9 protein-coding genes are annotated in these 7,764 nt (G+C 69.2%); 7 read left to right on the forward strand and 2 right to left on the reverse strand.

The genetic code is table 11. From position 1 onward, the window contains the following. On the reverse strand, positions 1-332 hold a 332-nt coding region (locus tag HYV14_14480), incomplete at its 3' end, for a hypothetical protein (protein ID MBI2387195.1). A gap of 205 nt (positions 333-537) precedes the next feature. On the opposite strand from HYV14_14480, the gene HYV14_14485 reads away from it, so the two are divergent. From HYV14_14485 to HYV14_14510, 6 genes are read left to right on the forward strand one after another with little or no spacing between them, the layout of a single operon-like run. After that, positions 538-1,110, forward strand: coding sequence for a 2-oxoacid:acceptor oxidoreductase family protein (locus HYV14_14485; GenBank protein MBI2387196.1), 573 nt, complete (start codon positions 538-540; stop codon positions 1,108-1,110). Beyond that, positions 1,097-1,378: a 4Fe-4S binding protein gene (locus HYV14_14490; protein ID MBI2387197.1), complete on the forward strand. Its 282-nt coding sequence runs from the start codon at positions 1,097-1,099 to the stop codon at positions 1,376-1,378. Before HYV14_14485 ends, HYV14_14490 begins: the two co-directional genes overlap by 14 nt. Continuing rightward, positions 1,333-2,529 (forward strand): pyruvate ferredoxin oxidoreductase, encoded by a 1,197-nt coding sequence (gene porA, locus HYV14_14495; GenBank protein ID MBI2387198.1) that lies wholly within the window; start codon positions 1,333-1,335, stop codon positions 2,527-2,529. The genes HYV14_14490 and porA overlap by 46 nt, the downstream gene beginning before the upstream one ends. Further along, positions 2,526-3,410, forward strand: coding sequence for a pyruvate synthase subunit beta (locus tag HYV14_14500; GenBank protein ID MBI2387199.1), 885 nt, complete (start codon positions 2,526-2,528; stop codon positions 3,408-3,410). The genes porA and HYV14_14500 overlap by 4 nt, the downstream gene beginning before the upstream one ends. Further along, entirely contained in the window at positions 3,407-3,583 is a 177-nt protein-coding gene (locus HYV14_14505) for a hypothetical protein (GenBank protein MBI2387200.1), read from the forward strand. Before HYV14_14500 ends, HYV14_14505 begins: the two co-directional genes overlap by 4 nt. A gap of 49 nt (positions 3,584-3,632) precedes the next feature. Continuing rightward, positions 3,633-5,963, forward strand: coding sequence for a hypothetical protein (locus tag HYV14_14510; protein MBI2387201.1), 2,331 nt, complete (start codon positions 3,633-3,635; stop codon positions 5,961-5,963). A gap of 73 nt (positions 5,964-6,036) precedes the next feature. Here the strand turns inward: HYV14_14510 and HYV14_14515 are convergent, their stop codons facing one another. Beyond that, positions 6,037-6,630, reverse strand: coding sequence for a hypothetical protein (locus HYV14_14515; GenBank protein ID MBI2387202.1), 594 nt, complete (start codon positions 6,628-6,630; stop codon positions 6,037-6,039). Positions 6,631-6,781: 151 nt separating this feature from the next. Between HYV14_14515 and HYV14_14520 the strand changes: the two genes are divergently transcribed. Further along, positions 6,782-7,693 (forward strand): hypothetical protein, encoded by a 912-nt coding sequence (locus HYV14_14520; protein ID MBI2387203.1) that lies wholly within the window; start codon positions 6,782-6,784, stop codon positions 7,691-7,693. Positions 7,694-7,764: the final 71 nt, after the last annotated feature.

Consider the following 7,764-nt stretch of genomic DNA (forward strand, 5'->3'; position numbering starts at 1 on the left):
GGCCTCGCGGCGGCCGGCGCGGCCGGGGCGGCGGACACGGCGGACGGCGCCGAGGGAACGGCGAGCGCGGAGGGCGCGGCGGCCGGGGCCGACAGGACGGGAGCGGCGGTGAGAGCGCCGAGCGGGTTGACGGACAGCGAGGGAACGGAGAAGACGCCGGGGCGGACGCCCGTCACGGAGGCCGCGGCGGCGGCGCCGGCGGCGGAGACGCCGGGGGTGACCCGCGCGTTGTAGGTCTGGGACCAGGCCGTCGAGCCGGGGAGGCTGAGCCCGATCGCCAGGATCAAGGTCACGGCGAGAGATTTCTTTGCGGCCGGTCGTTCCACGATCACTTGAGCCTCCCCTGCGTCGATACGCCTTCGATACGGGGATTATGCGCCAATCGCAGGTTCGCGGGGTGAGCAAGGGGGCCAATAGACCCACGGCAATGGGCCCACGGGACTTTGGGACCTATGGTCTTACAAAAGCGCCTGATGGCCCCCCGTCGACGACGGAATCGGCCGTTTGGCCCCTCTGTTGCATGGATATGTAGGCGTTATGTTAGAGATACGCTTTCACGGCCGGGGCGGCCAAGGGACGGTCCTCGCCGCCAAGATCATCGCCGACGCGGTCCTGCGCCAGGGCGAGAAGCAGTGCCTGGCGATCCCCGAGTTCGGCGTCGAGCGCCGCGGCGCGCCGGTCATGGCCTACGCCCGCGTCAGCGACCAGCCCATACTCGCGCGCACCAAGATCTACGCGCCCGACGCCTTGGTCGTCCTCGACCCCACCTTATATACGTCCGACATCCTGAAGGGGATCAAGCCCGGCGGCACGGTCCTGACCAACAGCGACCCGGACGACATCCCGCGCCTGTCCGCGCGCGCGCCGGGGCTCGAGTTCGTCGCCGTGCCCGCCCATAAGATCGCGCTCGAGCTCAAGCTCGGCTCCGCCTCGAGCCCGATCGTCAACACCGCCATGTGCGGCGCGGCCTGCGCCGTGTTCGGCCTGTGCGGCCTCGACGCCCTGCTCGAGTGCGTCCGGGAGGCCGTGCCGGTCAAGGCCGACGCGAACGTCGAGGCCGCGCGCCGCGCCTTCGAGGCCGCCCGGGAGGTCCTGCATGCCGCTTCTTGACGAGGATCCCGGCGCCTACCCGCGCGTGCTGATCGCGTCGCGCTCGATGGACGAGAACCACACCGGCAACTGGCGCACCATGCGCCCCGTCATCGACGCGAAGGCCTGCACGGGCTGCAACATCTGCTGGAAGCAGTGCCCCGAGGCCTGCGTGGACCTGACCGACAAGGTCCCCGTCATCGACATGGACTACTGCAAGGGCTGCGGCATCTGCGTCGCCGAATGCCCCGCGCATTGCGTGCACTTCGTCGCCGAGAGCGCGTCATGAAAAAGGTCCTCAGCGGAAACCACGCGGCCGCCGTCGCCGCCCAGCTCGCGCGCACCCAGGTCTCGGTCGGCTACCCGATCACGCCCGCCACGCAGGTCTTCGAGGCCCTGGCCGAGATGAAGGCCAAGGGCGAGCTGCCCGGCGAGTTCATCGCCGCGGAGTCCGAGCACTCGGTCATGGCCGCCCTGCTCGGCGCCTCGACCGCCGGCGCGCGGACCTTCACGGCGACCTCCTCCCACGGCCTGGCGTACATGCACGAGGTCCTGCACTGGGTCGCCGGCGCGCGCCTTCCGATCGTGATGGTCGACGTCAACCGCGCGCTGGCGGCGCCCTGGAACCTGTGGACCGACCAGACCGATTCCCTCTCCCAGCGCGACACGGGCTGGATGCAGACGTACTGCTCGACCAACCAGGAGGTCCTGGACACCGTGCTGATGTCGTTCAAGATCGCCGAGCGCGTGATGCTGCCCTCGATGGTCGTGCTCGACGGCTTCACGCTCTCCCACAGCTACGAGCCGGTCGACGTCCCGTCCCAGGCGGAGGTGGACGCGTTCCTGCCCCCGTTCCGCCCGGAGCTGAAGCTCGATCCGGACCAGCCGATCACCTTCGGCTCGCTGACCCAGCCCAAGGACTACCTGCGCCTGCGCCGCCGCATGGCCGCGGACATGGCCGAGGCCGAGAACGCCGTCGAGGAGGTCGGCCGGGAGTTCGGCGAGATCTTCGGCCGCTCCTACGGCCAGCTCGACCCCTATCGCTGCGAGGACGCCGAGACCATCCTCGTGACCAGCGGCGCCGTCGGCTCCACCGCGCGCGCCGCCGTCGACGCGCTGCGCGAGAAGGGACTCAAGGCCGGCAACCTGCGCCTGCGCGCCTTCCGACCGTTTCCAGCCAAGTCCCTGAGAGCTTTCGTAAAGCCGGGCATGAAGCTCGCGGTCGTCGACCGCAACTACTCCCCCGGCATGGGCGGCATCTTCGCCCAGGAGATCAAGGCCGCCCTGTACCCGCGCCCCGGCGTCTCCGTGCACGGCTACGTGACCGGCCTCGGCGGCGGCGACATCACCGTCGAGCTCCTCCAGGAGGTCTGGGAGCGGGTCGACGACGCGCCCGTGGCCGAGGTCCCCGCCGCGACCTGGGTGGAGGACGCGCGATGACCACGCTCAAGAAAACGAAGACCTCGATCCCCGTCGCGGAGCTGATGAGCTCGGGCCACCTGGCCTGCCAGGGCTGCGGCGCGACGATGGCGATGCGCTACGCGCTTAAGGGGCTGGGCGACCGGACCGTCATGGTCGTGCCCGCCTGCTGCTGGACCGTGATCTCCGGGGCGAACCCGCGCAGCTCGATCAATCTTCCCCTGCTGCACAGCCCCTTCGCCGCGGCCGCGGCGACGGCGACCGGCGTCAAGGCCGGCCTCGTCTCGCGCGGCGACCGCGAGACGACCGTCGTGGCCTGGGCCGGGGACGGCGGCACCTTCGACATCGGCATCCAGGCGCTGTCCGGCGCGGCCGACCGCGACGAGGACATCCTCTACGTCTGCTACGACAACGAGGCCTACATGAACACCGGCGTCCAGCGCAGCGGCGGCACGCCCTCCGGCGCCTGGACGATGTCGACTCCGGCCGGCAGCGCGCGCCCGAAGAAGGACCTCGACGCGATCATGCTGGCCCACCACATCCCCTATTTCGCGACCGCCACGCCCGCCTACGCCGAGGACATGGTGCGCAAGTTCGCCAAGGCGAGGACCGTCAAGGGCTTCCGCTTCATCCATATCCTGTCCCCGTGCCCCCCCGGCTGGAAGACCGACCCGATGGACAGCACGAAGCTGTCCCGCCTGGCCGTGCAGACCGGCCTCTTCCGCCTTTACGAGGTGGAGGAGGGCGTGACGCGCCTGAACATGAACGTCACCAACCGCAAGCCCGTCGAGGAGTACCTGAAGGCGCAGGGCCGCTTCAAGAGCATGCCCGCCGGGGAGATCGCCGCGATCCAGCGCCGGGTCGACGCGGCCTGGGAGCCGGAGAAGGGACGGCCGTCATGACGCGCAAGAGCAAGTGCGTCGAGTGCCGCCACTGCGAGACGCTCATCGATCCCAAGAAAGGCTCGCGCCATCACTGCGCGCGCAAGAACCGCGTCCTGCCGGCCAACATCACGTCGCGTCCGGCGTGCGACCGCTTCGAGCCTCCGAAGCCGTCCGGGCACTGGGGCCCCTAGCCGCTTCCCCGACGACTTTCGTATCCTCATCCGCACGCTGGAGAAAACCATGCCCACCGCCGCCGCCGCCGAAAAATTCACGCTGAGGCCCCGCCGCGCCGTCTACCTGAAGCCCGAGCCCGCCGCCTTCGAGGGCGTCGAGACGCTCGAGGCGATGGACGCCGCCTACCGCGCGCTGTGCGCGATCCTCTTCAACTACGTGCCGAACTCCGGCCATCCCGGCGGCAGCATCTCCTCTGGGCGCATCGTCTCCTCGCTCCTCTACAAGAACCTCCGCTACGACTTCTCCCGGCCGGACGCGATCGACAACGACGTGCTCGTCTACGCCGCGGGCCACAAAGCGATGGGCCTCTACGGCATGTACGCGCTGCGCGACGAGTGGGTCCGCATCGCCCGCCCCGACCTCCTGCCCGCCGAGCGCCGCCGCCTGCGCCTCGAGGACCTCCTGGGCTTCCGCCGCAACCCGACGCAGTCGACGCCGCTCTTCCGCCGGTTCAAGTGCATGGCCCTGGACGGCCATCCGACCCCGATGACGCCCTTCGTGCCCGTCGCAACCGGCGCCTCCGGCGTCGGCGACTGCACCGGCGTCGGCCTGGCGCTGGCGGCGATGGACGCCTTCGGACCGAAGTGCCCGCGCGTCCACATCCTCGAGGGGGAAGGCGGCATGACCGCCGGGCGCGTGCACGAGGCGCTGGCCACCGCGGCCACCGCGGGGCTCTCGAACGCGATCATGCACCTGGATTGGAACCAAGCCTCGATCGACTCCGACCGCGTGACCGCCGAGGGCGACAAGCCCGGCGACTACGTGCAGTGGGACCCGCGCGAGCTGCTGTACATGAACGACTGGAACCTCGTCGAGGCCGGCGACGGCAGCGACTTCCGGCGCGTGCTGGCCGCGCAGCAGGCGGCGCTGTCGCTGAACAACGGCCAGCCCACCGCGATCGTGTACCGCACGACGAAGGGCTGGAAGTACGGCATCGAGGGCAAGGGCTCGCACGGCGCGGGCCACGCCTTCTGCTCGGACCCCTTCTACAAGGCCGTCGAGCCCTTCGAGGCGGCGTTCGGCGTCAAGCTCCCGCGCTTCGACGGCGAGAAGACCCCGGACCGCGTCGAGGCGGCGTACTGGGAGACCCTGCTGACGATGCGCAAGGCGTTCGAGACGAAGCGCCCCGACGTGGCCCGCTTCGCCGGCGAGCGCGTGGCCGAGGCGGCCGAGGCGACGCCGAAGGGACGCGCCGTGCGCGCCGGCGGGCCCGACCTGGCGGCGCTGTACGCGTCGGACCTCGGGGCCGAGGTCACCCCCGAGCCGCTCAAGCTCGAGGCCGGCAAGGCCGCGACCATCCGCGGCGCCCTGGGCGACGCGCTCGGCTACCTCAACTCCGTCACCAAGGGCGCCTTCATCGCGTGCGCGGCCGACCTGGCCGAGTCCACGAGCGTCGCGCCGATCAACAAGGCCTTCGCCAAGGGCTGGTTCCACGCCAAGAACAACCCCGTCTCGCGCCTGATCTCCGTCGGCGGCATCTGCGAGGACGCGATGGGCGGCGTGATGGCCGGGGCGTCGAGCCTGGGCCTGCACATCGGCGTGTCGAGCTCGTACTCCGCCTTCATCGCCGCGCTCGAGCACGTCCCCGCGCGCCTGCACTCCATCGGCCAGCAGATGCGCCACGAGGCGACGGGCGAGCCCAACCGGACCTGGATCATGGTCAACGCCCACGCCGGCCCGCTCACCGGCGAGGACGGCCCGACGCACGCCTGCCCGCAGGCCCTGCAGCTGCTGCAGGACAACTTCCCCAAAGGCTCCTTGATCACGCTCACGCCCTGGGACCCGTCCGAGGTGTGGCCGCTGATCATCGCCTCCCTTCGCGCCCGCCCCGCCGTGCTGGCTCCGTTCGTCACGCGCCCGGCCTGCCCGGTGCCGGACCGCGCGAAGCTCGGCCTGCCGCCCGCGTCCGCGGCGACGAAGGGGATCTACGCGGTGCGCCGCGGCGGCAAGAAGACGGTCGTCCTGCAGGGTCACGGCGTGGCGCACCACTTCATGCGCGACGTCCTGCCCAAGCTCGACGCCGCGGGCGTCAAGCTCAACGTCTTCTACGTCGCCAGCGCCGAGCTCTACGACCGGCTCAGCCCCGCCGAGAAAGAGGAAGTCTTCCCGCCCGAGATGGCCTTCAACTCGATGGGCATCACGGACTTCACCTTGGCCACGATGTGGCGCTGGGTGCGCTCCGACGCGGGCCAGGCGGCCACGCTCTATCCCTCGAAGACCTTGGGCTACCTCGGCAGCGGCTCCGGCGACAAGGTCCTGGAGCAGGCGGGCCTGACCGGCGCCGGGCAGCTGGCGGCGATCACGGCTTGGGTCAACAGCGTCGAGTCCAAGGGCTGAACGACGAAGCTCGGCTGACGGGGAACAATAGTTGGATCGCATGAAGGAGTGCCCCCGCGCCTGTCGACTTCTCCTATCGCCGGCGCATCGTCGCCCGCATGACCATCACCGGCACCGAGATCACGGCCGAGTCGACCTGCTCGGGATAGCGACGCGCCAGTTCGCGCGCGGCCTTCGCCGGATCGTCGAGTTTGGAGACGTCAAGCTTCACCCAGAGCCCCGACATCGCGGGATTGCGGTACACCTCCAGGCGGTAGCCATCCGGCAGCAAGGCCGCGAGGGACTGGGCCTCGTCGGAATAAACGAAGGGGCTAAAGAGCACCGTCGCGGAGGCTCCGTCCGATATTCCATAGACTTCCGAGACGTTGGGCCGGCCGCGCAGCGCCTGGAAAACGCGCGACTTCCGGAGACCGAACTGAATGCGGTCGAGCAACCCTTCCGGCGCGGGCGGCAGGCGCACGGTCGCCGCCCGGACGGCCTCGTTGTCCTGGCAGCCCAGCACCGGCAGGCCCAACTCGGCGATGAACCTATCCGCGCGCCGTCGCGTCTCGGCGGCGTCGGCGCCCTTGAATGGAGCCATCTTGAGCGTCACCTGCATGAACGGCGCGGACGGCCCGGGGGCGGCGAACGCGCAAACCGCGATCAACACGATCAGAGCGCCTCTCACGGCCAAAGCATAGCCCCCAGCCCGTTTGATTCAATGCCGACGAATGTTGCCGACCGAAAATGACACCAACCTCAAATGGAATTGACAAAACAGGATATCGGGGCAACACTGTTATCGTCACCCCGCCCCCTTGCGGTCCCGGAGAACGACCATGAATGCGCTTCGCCACCCCTCGCGAATCCTTCTCGCACTTGTCTGCCTGTCCGGTTCCCTCCGCGCGGGCGTAGTCGGGCCAAAGCCCCTGACCGCCGCGATCGGGATGATGCAGTCTGTGCCGGCTTTCCGGGCCTCGGTGCTAGAGCAGGTCGGATTTCTCGGTTCGCTGAGCGCTCTGCCGGCTCCCTCGCTGTCGCCGTTCGTGTCGGCCGTGCCGTCGGCCTCGGACCCCTGGCGCGTGCCGGCGACGCAGCTCGTCGGAGCGCTGGCGGCCCAACCTCAGGCCATCGCCGCCCATCAAGACGACCTGCGTGCGGCGCTAGGAAAACAGGGCGCTGAATCGCTGATGAAGTCCTCGGCGCGTCTACAGGCGCGCGCCTCCAAGGACTCGGGACTGCGCGCTCAACTCAACGATCTCAGATCGGAACTCGACCTCAACGACACTGAGGCCATCCAAGAACTTGGCACGCGTCTGAACGCCTTATTTGAGAACTCAAAATCCCACCCGGAAGACGCTTTAAGGAGCGCTGTCGCAGGCGCTGATTCCTCGCAGAAGAAAATTCCCGTCTCGTGGAAATTGAAACCCGCCGCCGCGCCTACCCCGCGCGCGACCGCCCTACTCGACAGCCCCGTCTCGGGAAAGGCCATACTGGATCGGGACTATGCTGATCGATTTTCTCGGATTCCCGGGGTCGATTCCGTCGGCCTTACGCCCATCACGCGCGTGGCAACGCTCGTGGAGGTTCCGACGGGAAGGACCGACGTGGTTGTCAATTTCCGCAGCGCCGAGGCGCTCGCGACCGCGAAAAAATCAGGGAGCCTCCCCTTGTTCGGCGACCTGCGCGGCTGGTTCACCGGTTATCACGTCGTCGCCAGGGTTAATTCGCCCGCTCAAGAAGACAAATAGGCGCCCTCCAGCGATGGGAGGCTTTCATCGCGGGGAGGCGTCGGCGGGAAATCACCGCGTCGCTTTGACTA

The organism is Elusimicrobiota bacterium (genome assembly GCA_016182905.1).
Taxonomy (GTDB): Bacteria; Elusimicrobiota; Elusimicrobia; order UBA1565; family UBA9628; genus GWA2-66-18.